Origin of the sequence: Pseudomonas spartinae, from assembly GCF_965197125.1 — a bacterium.
GTDB classification, from domain to species: Bacteria; Pseudomonadota; Gammaproteobacteria; order Pseudomonadales; family Pseudomonadaceae; genus Aquipseudomonas; species Aquipseudomonas composti_A.
Map to the genome: position 1 here is coordinate 392,590 of NZ_CBDAMB010000001.1, position 17,020 is coordinate 409,609.

General features: G+C 65.7%; 10 protein-coding genes and 2 pseudogenes. 3 read left to right on the forward strand and 9 right to left on the reverse strand.

Annotation, left to right across the window (positions count from 1 at the left end; genetic code table 11):
• Window positions 1-26: 26 nt before the first annotated feature.
• Window positions 27-734 carry a Sir2 family NAD+-dependent deacetylase gene (gene cobB, locus ACN8M7_RS01870; RefSeq protein WP_490259575.1) on the forward strand — a complete coding sequence of 236 codons (708 nt, stop codon included), beginning with the start codon at window positions 27-29 and terminating at the stop codon, window positions 732-734.
• Window positions 735-878: 144 nt separating this feature from the next.
• Here the strand turns inward: cobB and ACN8M7_RS01875 are convergent, their stop codons facing one another.
• From ACN8M7_RS01875 to ptsP, 4 genes are all read right to left on the reverse strand, one after another.
• Window positions 879-3,059, reverse strand: a complete 2,181-nt coding sequence (locus ACN8M7_RS01875) for a hypothetical protein (RefSeq protein WP_490259576.1) — start codon at window positions 3,057-3,059, stop codon at window positions 879-881.
• 147 nt (window positions 3,060-3,206) lie between these two features.
• A complete protein-coding gene (locus tag ACN8M7_RS01880) occupies window positions 3,207-4,934 on the reverse strand; it encodes a fructose-specific PTS transporter subunit EIIC (RefSeq protein WP_490259577.1) in 1,728 nt (575 codons plus the stop codon).
• Between the two features lie 12 nt (window positions 4,935-4,946).
• Window positions 4,947-5,867 (reverse strand): 1-phosphofructokinase, encoded by a 921-nt coding sequence (pfkB, locus tag ACN8M7_RS01885; RefSeq protein WP_490259578.1) that lies wholly within the window; start codon window positions 5,865-5,867, stop codon window positions 4,947-4,949.
• On the reverse strand, window positions 5,867-8,728 hold the full coding sequence (gene ptsP, locus ACN8M7_RS01890) for a phosphoenolpyruvate--protein phosphotransferase (protein WP_490259579.1): 2,862 nt from the start codon (window positions 8,726-8,728) through the stop codon (window positions 5,867-5,869). Before ptsP ends, pfkB begins: the two co-directional genes overlap by 1 nt.
• Window positions 8,729-9,069: 341 nt before the next feature.
• Here ptsP and cra point away from each other — a divergent pair, with 341 nt between their 5' ends.
• Window positions 9,070-10,056, forward strand: coding sequence for a catabolite repressor/activator (gene cra, locus ACN8M7_RS01895; RefSeq protein WP_490259580.1), 987 nt, complete (start codon window positions 9,070-9,072; stop codon window positions 10,054-10,056).
• A gap of 6 nt (window positions 10,057-10,062) precedes the next feature.
• Here the strand turns inward: cra and ACN8M7_RS01900 are convergent.
• A pseudogene (locus ACN8M7_RS01900) lies at window positions 10,063-12,117 on the reverse strand (AsmA family protein).
• A gap of 136 nt (window positions 12,118-12,253) precedes the next feature.
• On the opposite strand from ACN8M7_RS01900, the gene ACN8M7_RS01905 reads away from it, so the two are divergent.
• The gene (locus tag ACN8M7_RS01905; protein ID WP_490259581.1) at window positions 12,254-13,033 is read left to right on the forward strand and encodes a TatD family hydrolase; all 780 of its coding nucleotides are present in this window, start codon (window positions 12,254-12,256) and stop codon (window positions 13,031-13,033) included.
• Window positions 13,034-13,117: 84 nt separating this feature from the next.
• Here ACN8M7_RS01905 and ACN8M7_RS01910 read toward each other — a convergent pair whose 3' ends face one another.
• The 4 genes and pseudogenes from ACN8M7_RS01910 to ampD form a co-directional block, all read right to left on the reverse strand.
• Complete coding sequence (locus ACN8M7_RS01910; protein ID WP_490259819.1) at window positions 13,118-13,831, reverse strand: methyl-accepting chemotaxis protein; 714 nt, start codon at window positions 13,829-13,831, stop codon at window positions 13,118-13,120.
• 141 nt (window positions 13,832-13,972) lie between these two features.
• Window positions 13,973-15,115 (reverse strand): annotated as a pseudogene (locus ACN8M7_RS01915) (HAMP domain-containing protein); the annotation flags it as partial.
• Window positions 15,116-15,507: 392 nt separating this feature from the next.
• Complete coding sequence (ampE, locus tag ACN8M7_RS01920) at window positions 15,508-16,341, reverse strand: regulatory signaling modulator protein AmpE (RefSeq protein ID WP_490259582.1); 834 nt, start codon at window positions 16,339-16,341, stop codon at window positions 15,508-15,510.
• Between the two features lie 2 nt (window positions 16,342-16,343).
• Window positions 16,344-16,895 carry a 1,6-anhydro-N-acetylmuramyl-L-alanine amidase AmpD gene (gene ampD / locus ACN8M7_RS01925; RefSeq protein ID WP_490259583.1) on the reverse strand — a complete coding sequence of 184 codons (552 nt, stop codon included), beginning with the start codon at window positions 16,893-16,895 and terminating at the stop codon, window positions 16,344-16,346.
• Between the last annotated feature and the right edge of the window lie 125 nt (window positions 16,896-17,020).

The window sequence follows — 17,020 nt, forward strand, 5'->3', positions numbered from 1 at the left end:
AAATGGCGACCTGCCTCGGAACCATGATGCCCCATCCCAATATCGTCATTCTTACCGGCGCCGGTATCTCCGCCGAAAGCGGCATCCGTACCTTTCGTGCCGCTGATGGGCTCTGGGAAGACCACCGCATCGAGGAAGTCGCCACGCCCGAAGGCTTCGCCCGCGACCCGGCGCTGGTGCAGCGTTTCTACGATATGCGCCGCGCTCAGTTGCGCGATCCGGCCATCGCGCCGAATGCCGGGCACCGAGCCCTGGCCGAGCTGGAGGCTGGCTGGCAGGGCGAGTTCCTGCTGGTCACGCAGAACGTCGACAATCTGCACGAGCGCGCCGGTTCCAGGCGCCTGCTGCATATGCACGGCGAGTTGCAATCGATGCTGTGCAGCACCAGCCAGCAGCGTTTTTCGCTGCTTGAGGACATGCCGGTCAGCCAGGCGTGCGCCTGCTGCGGGCTGGTCGGTACCCTGCGTCCGGATATCGTCTGGTTCGGCGAGATGCCCTATCACATGGAGCGCATTTATGACGCGCTGGAGCAGTGCGAGCTGTTCGTCAGCATCGGCACCTCGGGCCATGTCTACCCGGCAGCGGGGTTCGTCGAGCAGGCGCGCAGGGCCGGGGCGCATACGCTGGAGATCAATCTGGAGCCGAGCCAGGGCCACTCGCTGTTCGCCGAGAAACGCTATGGCCTGGCCACCGAACAGTTGCCCCGCTGGGTCGCGGAGCTATTGGCTGGCTGAGAGAGACCGTAGGGCGGGTGAAACCCGCCAATACGCAAATGGCTTCCAACCCGTAGGAGCGGCTTCAGCCGCGAAAGCTGCTCGTGGCTGAAGCGCAATGCCGCCCAACCACTCCTACAAGGGCCCAACGCCCGGCCATACCCCCTAACCGGCAGCGTCCTGAACAGGCGCCGCCGCCTCGGCCGGCACTTCTGGCTGCGGGTTGAACACACCATTGCTCCAGGCGTAGTAGCCCAGCCCCAGGGCCAGCAGCAACGCCAGCAGCCAAGGCCACAGCACCGGCTTGTTGGCATAGGGATCACGCAGCGCGCGGTCGCTGCCCTCGGGCAATTCCGCCATCTGCGTGAGCGCGGTGCCGAAGGGAATGCTGATGCGCGCCTGGGCATTCACCGCCCAGCCGTTACCGTCGAGGATCGGCCCCAGGCTGCGGCGCCGCAGCTTGAACCAGGCCAGCAGCATGGCCGGCCCGGAGATGGCCAGCAGCACGCCGAGCAGCAGCAGCGGAACCTGCCACCAGGCCAGCGAGAGAATCCCGGTAATCACCGCCGCCAACGCCGTACCCAGGGCACCGACCGCCAGACCGATGGCCGCGAAGATACCGGCGAACTTGGCGATGTCGAATGCAGGTGTCGGGGTAGTCGCAGGCGCCGCGCCAGTTTCACCGACCTTGGCCGCGGTCTTGCTGACCATGTCGGCGTCACGGCTGGCCGCAAGCTTCTGCACCTGGTCGGACACCAGCTTGGAAATGCGCCGATACGGCGACCAGAACGCCTCGCGGATGCTGACCGCGTTCTGTACCACCTTGACCACGGTGGCATCCCAGTCGTTGCCGTCGCGGTCATAGAACAGGCCATGGCGACCGGCCTGCAGGTCGCCCTCGTTGCCAGCGGTCACGGCCACCACGATGTTCAGGGTTTCCTTGCCGCGTACCGGCTCGCCACGGCGGGTACAGGCGCAGTAGAGCAGGAAGCAATCGCTGGCCGCCGCCACCTTGGCGTGGGCCTCGACGTTGTCGACCTCAACCACCAGCTCGCAGCTCTTGCCATCGATATACAGCACGCCAGCCTGGAACACGGCCTTCTCGTGACGCGAATAGAAGGACTGAAAGGACACGAAGTTGCGCAGCAGCGTGACCAGGCCGTGACGCAGACGAATCAGCTTGTCCAGCTCGACCAGCCCGTCCGCCGCTTCGGCGACGGTCTTGTCCTCTTCGACCAGCGCCAGCAGGCGCGCCTCGGCGCCCTGCTCCACCAGTTCGAGGATACGCCCGCGCGGCAGCACGTCGGCAATCGCCACGTTGGGCGTCTCGGCGCGCCAGGCCAGGTAGTTACTGCACAGCGCCACCAGGTGCTGCCACTGCTCACGCGACAGGCAGTCCAGCTCCCCGTAGACCGGCACCACCACACGCTGACGGAACTCGCCGATGGCGTGTTGCCAGGCCGGGTTGAGGCCCTTGTGCAACGGCAACTCATCGCCATGCTGCACCACCGCCAGCGGCAGGTCGGCCACCTCGCTGGCATCGGCCAGCGAGAGCGCTGCCAGGCGCACCAGTTCCTCTTCCTTGGCGTTCATCAGGGCTGCGGCGCGCGAGTCGAATTCAGCCATGGCCACGCGCGTGAAGTAATCGTCGATCTTGGCGCGCACCGCGCTCAGCGCCTCGACCGCCGCCACGGTCCCCTCACCGAAGACATCGAGCCCCTGCTCGGCAGCCCGTGCATGCCAGGCATGCAGCTGGCGCGCCTGATCGAAGAAGGCGCCGATCTGCTCGACGCCGACGGCCGGCTCGCCGCTTCGGTCGGTCTGCGCGCCCAGGCAGGCAATGATGTCGGCGATAGCGGACTTGAGCTCGGCATCCTCGGTCAGGGTCGCCGGCACCAGGCCGTCACCATTGGCCTGGTTTGGTGGGAACAGCTTGGCCAGTTCGGCGGTGTCACTGGGTGTCAGGCTGTCGCCATCGGGCCGCCCGATCACGCCCAGCAGGCGCTGTGCAGCCAGACGCAGGTGCGCGCCGACAGCATCGTCGGTGAGCGACGACAATTGCAGCGACCCGGCCTGGAACAGCACAGCGGGATCGCGCAGGCGCGCCAGCGTCCAGTCCACCACGTCGAGAATTTCCGGGGCGCGGATACGACCATCCTTGTTCAGGTCGATGTATTGCAGCATGCGCCGATCCAGTTCCAGGTTGTTCACCGGGCAGGCCAGGCTGGCCCAGAGCTTCTGGTCCAGACCACGCAGGGCGGCGAGATCGGCAGGCGTTTCCAGTTGCACCTGATCGAAGCCGCCGGCACGGAAGAAGCGCCAGCGATGGGCAAGAGCTTGAGTCATCTACAAAAGATCCTTTCTTTGTGAGGGCGACTGCGCCACGAAGCCGGCGATGATCCCGCCCTGCACATCGGCGCGTGGATCAGCCAACAGACTCCTACTACCCAGGCGCTGTTCGCCTCAGTGTAACCGAGGCGCAGCGCCGTGCGCCTATCGCGCCTCGACCGTCATCGGCTGCGCCTCGGGCTGCTTGATCAGCGCATAGAGCACGCCAGTAAGCAGGCTGCCGGCAACGATGGCCAGCAGGTACAGGAGCGCGTGGTTGATGGCGTTGGGGATCAGCAACACGAACAGACCGCCATGCGGCGCCATCAGCTTGCAGCCGAAGTACATCGATAGCGCACCGGTCAGCGCGCCACCGGCGATGCTCGCCGGGATCACCCGCAGCGGGTCTTTCGCGGCGAAGGGAATCGCACCTTCGGAAATGAAGCACAACCCCAGCACCCCGGCGGCCTTGCCGGCCTGGCGCTCGCTCTGGGCGAACTTGCGCCGCGCCAGCACGGTGGCGATGGCCATGGCGATCGGCGGCACCATGCCGCCGGCCATGGTCGCGGCCATCGGCGCGTAACTGCTCGAGGCCAGCAGGCCGACCGAAAAGGCATAGGCCGCCTTGTTGATCGGCCCGCCGAGATCCACGCACATCATGCCGCCGAGCAACGCACCGAGCAGAATGGCGTTGGTGCTGCCCATGCTGTCGAGAAACTGGGTGAGCGACTGCAACACATCAGCCACGGGACTGCCGACGATATAGATCATCGCCAGGCCGGTGATCAGGCTGGCCAGCAGCGGGATGATCAGAATCGGCTTGAGCGCCTCCAGGCTCTCCGGCAAGCGCACCCAGCGGGCAATGGCCTTGGCCGAATAGCCGGCGATGAAACCGGCGACGATGCCACCGATGAAACCGGCCCCCAGCGAGCTGGCGAGCATCCCGCCGATCATCCCCGGCGCCAGGCCCGGGCGATCCGCGATGGAATAGGCGATATAACCGGCCAGCACCGGCACCATCAGCTTGAACGCGGCGTCACCACCGATCTGCATCAGCGCGGCGGCGAAGGTGCCCTCCTGCTTGAACGCCTCGATACCGAACACGAAGGACAACGCGATCAGCAGACCGCCCGCCACCACCATCGGCAGCATGTAGGAAACGCCAGTGAGCAGGTGCTTGTAGGGGCCGGTCTTCTCGCCGCTGCTGGCGGCGGACTTGCCTTCGGCGGGCGCTGCTTCGCTCATAGGACGTGCCTCGCTCAACGCCCGTTCGAGCGTCTGCTGCGGCTGTTTGAGCGCCACACCGGTACCGCAGCGGTAGATCTTCTTGCCGACGAAGCGGCTGGTATCCACTTCGATATCGGTGGCCAGCAGCACCGCATCGGCAGCGGCGATGGCGGCATCGTCGAGCAGATTGCGCGCACCGACCGAACCGCGGGTTTCCACCTGCAGCTCGATGCCCACCCGCTGCGCCGCCTGCTGCAACGCCTCGGCGGCCATGAAGGTATGCGCTACACCAGTCGGGCAAGCGGTGACCGCGACCAGCCGGCGGCGGCCGCCAGGCGCAGCCTCACTGCCTTCGCCATAAGGCTGAGCACGCTCGGCGGCGTCGCGCAAGAAACGCTGCGGGTCAGCCAACGCCTCGGCAGGCGAGGCCTGCAGCAGGCGCTTGCCGGCAAAGCGGCCTAGCGGCAGCTCACCGGTCTTGACCACCAGCACCCAATCGGCAGCGGCGATTTCGGCTTCGCTCAGCGGCGAGCCAATGGCGCGCGCGTCATGCACTTCGACGCGGGTTTGCCAGCCCAGACGCTCGGCGGCGGCCTGCAGCAGGCGCGAACACAGCACGCTGGTGACCTGGCCATTGGGGCAGGCAGTGACGATCAGCAACTTCATGGTGGGTGCCTCTTATTGTTCTAGACGCTGCAGTTGCACGGCCGCTTCAAGACGGGCCAACTGCTCGCGATCATGGATACCGAAACCGATCTGGGTGACTGCCTGCGCCGCCACTGCCGTGGCCAGGCGCAGCGTGCGCTCGGCCGGCCAGCCTTCGAGCAGGCCATGCAGGCTGGCCGCCAGCAGCGAGTCACCGGCACCGACCGTGCTGGCGACCTCGACACGCGGCGGTACAGCGTGCAGGGCGATGTCCGGGCCATGCCAGTCGACGCCCTCCGCACCGCGCGACAGCAGCACGTGCTCGATCCCCTGGGTGCGCAACGTCTGTACGGCAGCGGCCAAGTCACTGCCGCACACCTCGGCCAGCTCTTGCTCGTTGGGTTTGATCAGCCAGGGCGCGACGCCTAGCGCCGCCTGCAGGGCCGCCCCACTGCTGTCGACCGCCAGCGGCACGCCACTGGCCTTGATGAGGCGCAACAGAGCGGCGAACCACTGCGGGGTGACGCCGCGCGGCAGGCTGCCAGCGACCACCACCAGATCATGCCCGGCGAGCAGCGGCTGCAACGTCTCCTCCAGACGCTGCAGGTGCTCGACTTCGACCTGCGGGCCGGGGCCGTTGAGATCGGTGATGCAGCCATCGGCCTCGGCCAGCTTGACGTTGCTGCGCGTCTCGCCCGGTACGCGAACGAACAGGTCGTGAAAACCGCGCCTGTGCATCAGGCTCTCGAACGGCGCGGCATTGGCGCGCCCGAGAAAGCCACCGACGCTCAGGCTGTGGCCAAGGTCGGCCAGCACCTGGGCGACGTTCAGGCCCTTGCCGGCGGCGTGGCTGCGCAGCTCATGACAGCGGTTGATCGCGCCGGGCTGCAGGCGGTCGAGACGCAGGGTCAGGTCCAGCGCCGGATTCAGGGTCAGGGTCAGGATTCGGGCCATCAGTGCATCTCCGCCACCAGCGCGCGCACGGCGCTGGCACTGTCCAGGGTCAGGGCGCGGTCGGCCAGGGTTCGCGCCTGGCGGCTGTCCAGCTCGCGCACGCAGGCCTTGACCAGGGCAATCGAACGCGGCGTCACGCTCAACTCGTCCACGCCCAGGCCAACCAGCAGCGGCACGGCCAGGCGATCGCTGGCCAGCTCGCCGCAGACACCGACCCACTTGCCCTGCGCATGGGCAGCGGTCACGGTCATCTCGATCAGGCGCAGCACCGCCGGGTGCAGGCCATCGGCCTGCGCCGACAGCTGCGGATGGCCACGGTCGATGGCCAGGCAGTACTGAGTCAGGTCATTGGTGCCGATGCTGAAGAAGTCCACCTCGCGCGCCAGCACCGGCGCCAGCAGCGCGGCCGAGGGCACTTCGATCATGATGCCGATCTGCAGGTCGCGCACCTCGATCTCTTCACGCAGGCGTTGCACCATGTCACGCGCCGCGCGCCATTCCTCCACCGAGCCGACCATGGGGAACATGATCCGCAGCGGACGACCATCGGCCGAGGCAAGCAAGGCGCGCAGCTGGGTTTCCAGAATCTCCGGGCGTTGCAGGCTCAGACGAATGCCACGCACGCCGAGGAAGGGATTCTCCTCGGCCGGCATCGGCCAGTACGGCAGGGGTTTGTCCCCCCCGACATCCAGCGTGCGCACCACCAGCGGCCGCCCGGCCAGCGCATCGAGTACGCGTCGGTACTCGCGTTCCTGCGCAGCGTGATCCGGCGCCTGGGCATGCTCCATGAACACCAGCTCGGTGCGCAGCAGGCCCACCGCCTCCGCACCCAGTTCGACCGCATCCGCGGTTTCGCCGCTGGCGCCGATATTGGCAGCGACTTCGACGCGCACACCGTCCCGGGTCTGCGCGCTGTCAAAACGTGCTACATGAGCCAGCTCCCGGCGTTGCTGCGCGGCCTCGCGCTCTTGCAACGCCCGATCACGTTCCTCTGCATCCGGGGCGATGCGCAACAGGCCGCAGTCGCCATCGAGCAGCAGCGGCGTGCCCTGAGCCAGCGCCAGCACAGCATCGCCGGCACCGACCACGGCGGGAATGCCCAGGGCCCGGGCGATGATCGCACTGTGCGCGGTAGCGCCACCGCGGGCGGTCAGAATACCGGCGACGCGCTGACGGTCGAGGCTGGCGACGTCCGACGGCACGACCTCGGCCATGACCAGGATGTAAGGTTCGTTCGGCTCGCTGGGTAGCTCTACGCCACAGAGGTGCGCCAGCACACGGTTGCCGATATCACGCAGGTCGGCCGCGCGCTCTGCCAGCAGCGGGTCATGCAAGGCTTCCTGGCGCTTGGCCGCCGCCTCGACTTCGACCTGCCAGGCCGCTTCGGCGCTCGCGCCCTTGTGCAGGCGAGCGTCGACGTCTTCGCGCAGCGCCGGATCATCGAGCATGGCCAGGTGGGCGCTGAAGATTTCGCGAATGCTCGCCACACCGGCGCCATCGACCAGGCGCTGGATCTGTGCAGCGACGACCGCCAGGGCTGAATCCAGGCGCGCGCACTCCTGCTCGACGCCCTGCCCCTGTTCGGTGAATTCAAAGGTCGGCGGCGTACGCACCAGTACCGGACCGATGGCAATGCCGGGCGAGGCGCCGACCGCCAGCAAGCGACTGCCGGCGACCGGGGCAACCGCTTCTAAAGGTTCAAGCTGCGCAGCGACTTCGGGCAGGGCACCGCTCAGCGGCTCGACCGCCTCACCCAGGCCACTTTCCATAGCCGCGCGAATGGCCGGCAGGGCGCTGCCTGCAATCGCCGCTTCGGCACTGAACTCAAGCATCTGGCCACGTCGTGCACCCAGCGCCAGCAGGCGGCTGAGGCTCTTGGCCGACACCCCTGCGCCCGTATCGCCCAGCAAGCGCACGCGAATGTCACCCGCGAAACCCTGCGCCAGCTCGCTCAGCGCCTTGGCCGGACGCGCATGCAGACCATGGGCATTGAGCAGCGGCACGCTGAGGCTGGGCCAGTCCGGCGCTACCTCGCCGCCCAGCGCCTCGATCACCTGGCGGCTATCGCTGGCTTCGCTGAACGCCGCCGCACGACCGCCGATCAGCACGTCGCACAGCCGCTCCAGGGCCTGGCGATGCGCCTCGCCCTGGCTGGCCAGACAGAACAGACCACGCAGCGCCTCACCACGAAAAGTCAGCGGCTGCGCCGGCGTGACGAAAGCCAGGCCAGGCCGCTCGACGCTGGCCTCGCTGTGCAGCCACCACAGGCCATCGCCCAACGGCAGCGGCTCGCCACGCGCCAGCCCGAGGGCGAAACCGCTACGCGCGCAACCGGCCTGACGCAGCAGCCGTGCGCCCTGCCAGAGCAATTCGTCGAAGTCTTCGGCAGGCTGCGCCAGCGCCACCAATTGGCCGTCCAGCGCCAGCGCCTGCGGAGCGCCCTGCAGCAACTCGAGTATCTGCGCCGGCTCGCGGGCCTCACGCAGCGCCTGGCTCAGATCCCCCTCGCCCAGGGCGCGGGTCAGCAGTTGCAGCAGGTGCAGGTGTTCATCGGATTGGGCGGCGATAGCGATGGCCAGATAGACCTGCTGACCGTTGCCCCAGTCCACGCCTGCGGGGAACTGGATCAGGCTGACACCGGTGCGCAGCACCTGGTCGCGGGTCTGCGGCGTGCCATGGGGAATGGCGATGCCCTGGCCGAGAAAAGTCGAGCCTTGCGCCTCGCGTGCCTGCAGACCTTCGAGGTAAGCCGGAGTAGCCAGACCGCTACGCGCCAGTGCATCGCCGAGCATGGCCAGGGCTTCGCCCTTGGTCGCCGCCGCCTGGCCCATCTGAATTTGGCTGGCATCAAGTTCGAGCATATGAATATCTCCGACTTATTGTTTTTGGCTCAGAGCATGATCAATGCCCCGCTGCGCTTCGCTGATGCTGCGTTGACAGGCGGCTCGAAGGGCGAACAACGCGAGTCAAGCAGCAGGCATTTACCACGGGTAGACGGCGCGTTTTCGCCTTGCCCGGCTCTGCCTCGCGGGGCTTGATACAGGTTCTAGACTAGCTGATGAAATGGAATGCTGAAACGTTTCACCAAGTGTTGGCACCTTATCCGATAATGGGTAATCCTTGAAGCCCGGTCGTCGTCGAGTCGGTGTAGACTCGCCGCGTTCGCCCGCTCGAACCCTTTTCCCTGCATGGTGCTGCGCCCGTGAAACTCAGTGACATCGCCCGCCTGGCTCAGGTCTCGGTGACCACCGCCAGCTACGTGATCAACGGTCAGGCCGAACGGCGGCGTATCAGCCCTGCGACCGTGGCCAGAGTGCTGGCAGTGGTCGAGGAGCATGGCTATCTCCCTGACCAGCAGGCCGCCAGCCTGCGCCGCGGGCAAAGTCGCTGCCTGGGTTTCATCCTGCCAGACTTGGAAAACCCGAGTTATGCGCGCCTGGCCAAACTGCTCGAACAGAAGGCCCGCGCCGCCGGCTACCAGTTGCTGATCGCCAGCTCCGATGATGATCCGGGCACCGAGCGACAGTTGCTCGAACTGTTCCGCTCACGCCGCTGCGAGGCGCTGATCGTCGCCAGTTGCCTGCCGGCCGATGACCCGCTGTACCCCGCCATCGTCGCTGCCGGTCTGCCGGTGATAGCCGTGGACCGGGCGCTTTCACCCGTACACATCCGCTCGGTGGTCAGCGACGACGAACAGGCCGGGCGCACCCTGACCGAAAGCCTGCTGACGCCCAAGCCTCGGCATATCGCCCTGCTCGGCGCGCGTGCGGAGCTGGTCATCAGCCAGGCGCGCGAGCGAGGCTTCCATGCCGCGCTGGCCGGCTTCGACGGGCGCATCAGCGTCTACCACGGCGAGCTGTTCAGCCGCGCCTGCGGCTATCGGCAGATGCAAGCGCTGCTGGAGCAAGCCGGCCCGCCCGATGCCTTGTTGACCACCGCCTACGTGCTGCTCGAAGGGGTGCTCGACGCCCTGCGTGAACAGGATCGTGAGCAATGGCCGGCAGTGCGCCTGGCCACCTTCGGCGATACCCAGCTGCTGGATTATCTGCCGCTGCGGGTCAATGCCATGAGCCAGCAGCACAAACGCATCGCTGAGCGTGTATTGGCCTGGGCACTGCGCGCGGTCGAACTCAACGACTATCAGCCCGGCATCGAGGCCATCGACCGCAGCTTCAAGGCTCGAACCTGAACCTCCCTAGCCGCCCTGGATTTTCTGCAGCAATGGCGCGCACTGGCTCGGCTCGTCGCCAGCACTGGGCGCCACCAGCGCCAGCAAGCCGGCTGCCGGAGCCACCGCGACGCCCAGCGCCACCAGGCCGACACCACGCAGCACCAGCGGCGTGGCCTGTACCCCCGGCGACGGCTGCTTGAACGTGCCACGCACATACAGCGGCGAGCGCAGGGAAAAGATACGAAAGCCCTTGGTCGACGGCGTGACGGTGAAGTCCAGCTGCTCGCTGGCGAAGTTGGCGCTGCCGTCGACCTTGATCACCGCATTGTCGGTGTCGATGACGAACAGTCGCGTGCTCATCAGCCCCTGCTTGATACCGAGGTCCGCTGCCGCGCAGTGAATCTTCACATCCTCATCGCCGAACAGCTTGCCCACCAGATAGTTGCCGACGTTCAGCCCGGCGATTTCCATCAGCCCGCGACTGACCGCACCATCGTTGATCAACATCTTCAGCTCGCCATCGGCGCTGCCGAGTAACGCGGCCACCGAGTTGCCGCGCCCACTGATACGCGCATCGCCGTTGAGCTCACCGAAACTGGTCTGCATCGGGGCGAAGGTGGGAAACAGTTGCTTGAGCTTGAGTTCACGCGCGCGCACATGCATCTGCCCCTGCAACGGCGTGGTCGCGCCATTGAGGCGGATCTGCGCATCGAGCACACCACCGGCCATGCCGAAGCGCAGCGGCTCCAGGCTCAACGCGCCGTCGTTGAGCAGCACATGGGTGTCGAGGTCGGTGATCGGTAACTGTTCGCCATGCACGATGCGCTTGCCGACAAAGCGCACATCGGCGTCCATCGCACGCCAGCGGTCGGTACGAAACTGCGCAACGGGCAACGCCTTGTTCGCGGGCTGCACGTCCCGCTCACCACGCTCACGCTTGTCCTCGCCGGAGTCGGCGCCGATCAGCGGCGCCAGGTCACTGAACAGCAGCTGATTGGAAGTCAGTTGGCCGGACAGTTTCGGTCGCGGCTGACGCGCCACGAATGTCAGGTCGCCATGGATATCGCTGGCGCCGATCTGGCCGTTGAAGCCGAGGTAGCGAAAGATCGCCCCGTCGGCATTGTGCAAGTCGGCCTGCAAACGGCCATCGGTGCTGTAGGGCGGAGTCTCCGGCAGCGTTACACCGGTCAGCGGATACAAATGCCCAAGGCTGGCACCGGACAGGCGCAAGCGCAGATCCAGAGCGCCCAGGTTCTGTGGATCGGTCAGACTGCCGGCCAGCACGATGCGGGTCGCGCCAATGCGCAGATCGGCCTGCAAGGGGAAGGGTTGCGCGGCATCGTGCAACGCGAGCAGGCCACCCACCTTGCCGCTGCCGGTCAGTGCTTGACCACGCAAGCGGCCCTTGGCTTGCCAGGCGAACGCATAATCCTGGGCGCTGGCATTGCTCTGTGCCAGGCGCTCGGCCGTGCTCTTGCCGACGATATCGGCAAAAGCAATCGGCTTGCCCAGTGGCTCGATAAGCGCCTGCAGGCGGGTGTCGCTAAGCGCGTCATCGAGCTTCACCTGCCCCTTGTCGAAAGCGATGGTGCCGATATCCAGCGTCCAGGGGCTGGGCTGAGCCGTATCGGCGGACTGTTCCTCGCCCAGATCGAACACCCAGTTGGCGCGACCATCGGCCAGCCGCTGCAGATCGGCGACCGGTGCGCCGAGTTCGATAGCGGGGATGCTCACCGTCTTCCACAGCAGTGGCAGCGGAGACAGGTGAAAGCGCACGCTTTCCAGGCTGACGAAGGTCTCGCCCTGCGCCCAATCGGGATTACCCAGGCGCAAGTGCTAGGCGGCGAAATGCGGCCAGGGCAGCCAGGCGCTCAAGCCCTCCTCGCCGGCCTCTCGCTGCCAGAACACACGCAGATCGCCCTCGATGGCGAACGGCCGATTCAGGGCGGCAGAAACCTGCTCGTTGATCAACGGCCGCGCGCGGTTCCAGTCGAACAGCTGCAGAAACAGCAGCGACGCGGCCACCATCAGCAGAAACACGGCGAACAACAGGCTCAACAGCTTGCGTACATGGCGCACCCAGCGACCTCCTTATTTCACTACCCGAGTGAAACGCCTCCATAGCCATACGACTGAAAAGATCGGCCAACGCTCCCTCATGCTGGCGGGAAAGACGAAAATAGCCGAACCTGAACACCCATCCGCGAGCCGACCGATGCGCCTGATCGACACCCACACCCACCTCGATTTCCCCGAATTCGATGCTGATCGCGACACAGTGCTCGCGCGCAGCCGCGCGCTCGGCGTAAGCCGCATAGTGGTACTCGGGGTCTACCAGGGCAACTGGCAGCGACTGTGGCAACTGGTCGAGGAACATCAAGAGCTGCATGCCGCATTCGGCCTGCATCCGGTCTACCTGGACGAGCACAGCCCAGAGCATCTCGATGAACTGCGCGACTGGCTGGGCAGATTGGCCGGGCATCGCAAGCTCTGCGCCGTTGGCGAGTTCGGCCTGGACTATTACCTGGAGCACCTGGATCGGCAGCGCCAGCAGAAGCTGTTCGAAGCGCAGCTTGAGCTGGCGGTGGAGTTCGAACTGCCGGCACTGCTGCACGTGCGTCGTGCCCATGCCGCGACCATCGCCACGCTCAAGCGCTTTCGCCTGGCGCGCGGCGGCATCATCCACGCCTTCGCCGGCAGCCAGGAAGAAGCCCGCGAGTACATCAAGCTGGGCTTTCGTCTCGGCCTGGGCGGCGCCGCCACCTGGCCGCAAGCCAATCGACTGCGCAAGGTGGTGGCGCAGCTGCCACTGGACGCCATCGTGCTGGAAACCGACGCCCCGGACATGGCGCCCGCCATGCACCCGAACCAGCGCAACAGCCCGGAGCATCTGCAGGACATCTGCAGCGAGCTGGCAACACTACGTGGTGTGACAGCCGAAGAACTGGCAGCAGCCAGCAGCCGTAATGCGGATGAGTTGTTCGGCTGGAACTGAGGCGAGATCGGTCGCCTCCGTGGGAGGGGCTTCAGCCGCGATCACTGCATAAGCATCGCCGCCGAAGCGCCTGCCACGCAGCAACTAGACCCGGAATGCGCTGATCAACTGCTTGAGACGCGACACCAGTTCGCTCAGCTCGCGGCTGGCTTGCTCGGTCTGGCTGGCACCGGCTGCGGTGCGCTCACCCGCGTGGTTGATCTCGACGATGTTCTGATCGATATCGTGCGCCACGGCGGTCTGCTGCTCGGCCGCCGCCGCGATCTGCTGATTCTGATCGACGATCATGCCCACCGCACCGAGGATGTTCTCCAGGGCCGACTGCACCTTGGCGGACTCGCTCACCGTACCGTCAGCCATCTGATGACTGGCGTTCATCGCCTTGACCGCCGCACCGACGCCGCCCTGCAGCTTGACGATCATCGCCTCGATTTCCTCGGTGGACTGCTGCGTGCGCTTGGCCAGGTTACGCACCTCGTCGGCCACCACGGCGAAACCACGACCCTGCTCACCCGCGCGCGCCGCTTCGATGGCGGCATTGAGCGCCAGCAGGTTGGTCTGCTCGGCGATGCCCTTGATCACGTCCAGCACCTGGCTGATGGCCGCACTGTCATTGGCCAGTTGATTGACCACCGTCACCGACTGATCGATCTCGCCGGCCAGACGCTGAATCGCCCCGACCTGCGTCTCGACCAGGGCACGCCCGGTGACCGTCTCCTGATTCACGCTCTGCGCACTGCCCACCGCAGCGGCGGCACTGCGCGCCACCTCTTGCGCCGTGGCAGCCATCTGGTTCATCGCCGTCGCTACCTGCTCGATCTGCGCACGCTGGCTGGCCACGGCCTGGTTGCTCTCGCCCGAGACCAGCTCGACGCGATCCGCCTGGCCGCCGACTTCGCCGACGGTGTGCCCGACGCGCTCGATCAGGTCATGGATACGCACCACGGTCTGGTTGAATACCTGGCCCAGCTCGCCCAGCTCATCGCGACTCTGCGCCCGGAAGTTGACCGTCATATCGCCAGCCGCCACCTTGTCCATCACCTGACCGAGGTTCTTCAGCGTCGCACGGGTGGAAACGTAGAAGCCGCCGTAGAGATAGACGATCAGCAGGAACACCACCACCAGCGCCACAACCAGCAGCAGCATCTGCGCGCGGTTCTCGCTCAGGCGCTCGCTCAATTGGCTGTCGAGAAAGGCCAGCAGGCCGTCGTTGAACGCATAGGTCTTGGCCATTTCCTGGCTGACCTGATCGTAGAACTGCGTCCAGGGCGTATCCAGGCTGTCGGCGATGATCACCTGATCCTCGAACAGCACGGCACTGTCCTTGAGCGTCTGCCGGCTGGCCTCGGCAAGACTGCCCAGGCCATTCTGCGCGGCGACGTTGCCGGCCAGCGCGTCCTGCAGGTTCAGGCCATACTCGGCGTGGAGCTTCTCCAGCAGCAACAGCAGCTCATCGAACTTGGTGCTGGCCGAGGAGTTGAGGAAGCCCTGCCCCAGGGAATAGGCGCCAATGGCGCGCCCCTGGCTCAGCGCAGCGGTGACCTGCGGGGTGACATTGGTGATCAGCTCGCTGATCTGCCGCACCTGACGCTGAGGGTCCTGGCTAAGGCCGGCCTGGCTGGCCACCAGCTTGATGAATACCTGGGAAGAACCGAGCAGTCTCTCGACGATCACCGCCTTGCTCTGCAACGACGTCTCGGTGGCGGCGCTCTGCAAATCGGCCAGCAGCTCATCGCGCTTGGCAGTGAACTCGGCACTCTGCTCGGCATCCTGGGTAACCGGCTCAAGGCCTTGCAAACCGGTATTGAGCGAGCTCTCCAACTGATCGATGCGCCCCTCCAGGTCGCCCGCCTGACCGGACTGACCGATCATCGAGTTGATCTGTACCAGATCGTTGAGGCTTTCCAGGTCGCGGCGCAGTTGCAGGCTGTTGCCCAGCAGTTCGAGGCTCTCCAGGGCAGTCTGGGTGCCGACGAACTGTCGATAGGAGTCGCGCACCAGGTAGAAGTTGGTGACGAGCATGGGCAGGAAGAACAGAACACTGATCAGGCTGAACTTCATGCCGAAGCTGAGGCGATTCATCAGCGCGATGGCCGGATACAACACGGTCTTCACTAGACGTCTCCAGTTGCCATTATTGTTATTGGTGTCGCTGAACGGCCGCCGCGCCTCTTGCGGGCTGACAGCGGCGTCCTGGGCAGCCCGACCTGTTACGCGTCGATCAACGCGGTCAATACAGCCATATAAATGTGGCGAAAATCACCAAACAGGCCCGGCTAGCGCCTACTTATACCCCTTATCGACACGCCTCTCTGTAACTTAAGGTTAAACGCGCGCAGCGCGCCTCGCTCGCCCCGAGCCGGGTAAGCGTAGTTCGCCAACGCATGACAGAAGGAAACAGGGCGGGTGCAACCTGCCACTTATGGTGTGGCAGCAGGTCGCCCCGCCCGGCAGGGTGTCGCCTGGATCAGGCGCTAGATGAACAGCACCCAGACCGCATAACCGGCGTACCAGACCACCGCAGCGCGTATCAGCAGTTGCCACAGTTGATCCAGGGTATCGACGCCTTCTTCGCCCATCACTGGCGGAGGCATCTCGCCGGCGGCACGCCCGGCCTTGATCACCAGTTGCGCGGCGGAGATGTCCCAGCTCAGCAGCTCGTGCAGCAAGGCGCGACTGACCGCGACGAAGTTGCCGACCAGGGCGAAACTCGACGCCAGCACCCGCGCCGGCAGCCAATCGAAGGCATGCCGCAGTTGCACGGCTCGTTCACGCAGGGCCGGCTGCTCGGCATGCTCCGCACACAACGCCAACAGGCGGTATGCCAGCGCAGCCATGGGCCCCAGCAGCAGGTACCAGAAGATCACCGCGAAGAAACTCTGGTAGGCCTGCCACAGCAGGTGCCCTTGCACCTGCTGGAGCAGCTCGGCGCCCTCCTCCGGTGCCAGCGCAAGGTCACGCTCGGCTACGTGGTAGGCCGCCTGACCATCACCGCGCCGCCAGGCATCACGGAACGGCCCCAGCGCGGCAAGGAGGTCACCACGACCCAGGCTGTAGATCAGTACCAACAGGTGCACGGGCAGGGCCAGCCAGCCGTACGCCAGGGGCTTGAGGATCAACAGGAGCAGCCCCAGCAGCGACACCGGCAGCAGCACCAGAAGCAGCAGACACAGCCAGGGGGCTTGTTGCAGGCCGCCGCTCTGCAAGCGCTGCAATTGCGCCAGCCAGGGGCCGTCCTGCTGGATGCGCAGGCGCCAGGCGGAAAACTTCTCGACCCACAGCACCAGCAGAATCACCAGAAAACTCATTGCTACCTCTCCTTCAAGTCGGCATGCAGGCGCGACCAGTCGAATGCCGGCCCCGGGTCGGTCTTGCGCCCTGGTGCGATGTCGCAGTGGCCACGAATACGCTGCGTCGACAGCGCCGGGTAAGCGTCCAGCAACTGCCGCGTCAGCTCGGTCAACCTGGCGTACTGAGCGTCGGTGTAGGGCAGATCATCCGTCCCTTCCAGCTCCACTCCTAGCGAAAAATCATTGCAGTTGTCGCGCCCGTCGAACCATGAAACGCCGGCGTGCCAGGCACGATCCAGACAGGAGACGAACTGCGTCAGCCTGCCATCACGCTCGACGAAGAAATGCGCGGAAACCTGCAGGGATGCAATCTCGGTAAAGAAGGGATGCTCACCCGTGGGCAACCGATTCTGAAAGAACGCCTGCACCTTGCCGGTACCGAACTGCCCAGGCGGCAGGCTGATGTTGTGGACTACCAGCAGAGAAATTTCGCCACAGGGGCGAGCATTGAAATTCGGCGAAGGACAGTGATCAATGCCCTGAAACCAGCCGGTTGAGGGGTCGAGCTGCATGGAATGCTCCTGAACGAGCCCCCACTCTAGAGCAGGAGGCTACGGCGGCCAAGAGCGAGGCCGCAACAGGATGTGCAAAGGCGGGAAATTCGCGAGCATCCGCGCCTCGCGGCGCGGTTACTGCT